This window comes from Kitasatospora sp. A2-31 (assembly GCF_022288725.1).
GTDB lineage: Bacteria > Actinomycetota > Actinomycetes > Streptomycetales > Streptomycetaceae > Kitasatospora.
Map to the genome: position 1 here is coordinate 1 of NZ_JAKNTA010000244.1, position 1,162 is coordinate 1,162.

Genomic DNA, 1,162 nt, shown 5'->3' on the forward strand with positions numbered 1-1,162 from the left:
CCCCTGACCGACTCCGAGCGGCTCGCCTACGCGACCGCCGAGCCCGAGGAGCGCTACCGGTTCTGCGCGACCACCGCCACCAAGCGGCGGGTGGTCGAGGCCCTGGTCAAGAAGCACGAGAACGACCAGACGCTGATCATCGGCCAGTACATCGACCAGCTGGACGAGCTCGGCGAGGTCCTGGACGCGCCGGTGATCAAGGGCGAGACCAGCAACGCCCAGCGCGAGAAGCTGTTCGACGCCTTCCGCAACAAGGAGATCAGCGTCCTGGTGGTCTCCAAGGTGGCCAACTTCTCGATCGACCTGCCGGAGGCCACCGTCGCCATCCAGGTCTCCGGGACCTTCGGCTCCCGGCAGGAGGAGGCCCAGCGCCTCGGGCGCGTCCTGCGCCCCAAGGCGGACGGCCACGCGGCCCACTTCTACTCGGTGGTGGCCCGCGACACCGTCGACCAGGACTTCGCCGCCCACCGGCAGCGCTTCCTGGCCGAGCAGGGCTACGCCTACCGCATCATCGACGCGGACGACGTCCTGTAGCGATCAGGGCTTGTATTCGAGGGCGTCCAGCAAACTGCCCACCGAGGTGCACGGGTTGCTGACGCACCAGCACTCGATCTGCCTTCCCGGCTGCTCGTGCCGGTCGTGCAGATCGAGTGCTGCCCTGCGCGCCTCGGCGGTGAGCATCCGCACGTCTTCGAAGTCGAACGCCTTACCCTTCGGGTCGTACCCCCTGAGGACCTTGGCCAGTTCCTTGGCTGCCTGGTGGCTCGCCAAGTACGACCGCCCCCGACCGAAGTGCAGCAGCAGCCAGACCTCGAAGCACGGTGAGGACAGCGCGCACTTGACGCCGCTCTCCCGGGCCAGTTTCAGCGCTCGGGCGAGGGACGGTGCCTGTTGCGGGGCCTCGACGTCGAGTACGCACCACACCTCGTCGAAGGGCTCGTCCGCACGTGCCGCGTGTGCGATCGCGGAACTCACCAGTAGCCAGGGCTCACCGTGACTGTTACCGATCTTCAGCGAGATCGGCTTCCCCCGGAGGTCCCTCACCAGACCGCGGAGGTAGATCTTCTCGGTGACCTCGCCCTCGCAGTAGACCAGGAACCGCCGTTCCTGCTCACGCGTATTCGCGCTCTGCTTCTTCGTGCCGAGTGGCCTGCCCCGCCTC

The 1,162-nt window shown here is 67.6% G+C and carries 2 protein-coding genes; one reads left to right on the forward strand and one right to left on the reverse strand.

The genetic code is table 11. The annotated features are described in order from the left end of the window. Nucleotides 1-534 (forward strand): helicase-related protein (locus tag MCM47_RS41210; protein ID WP_255753457.1); only part of this gene is annotated, 534 nt, incomplete at its 5' end. A gap of 3 nt (nucleotides 535-537) precedes the next feature. Here the strand turns inward: MCM47_RS41210 and MCM47_RS41215 are convergent. Next, nucleotides 538-1,162 (reverse strand): RloB family protein (locus tag MCM47_RS41215; RefSeq protein WP_238951827.1); only part of this gene is annotated, 625 nt, incomplete at its 5' end.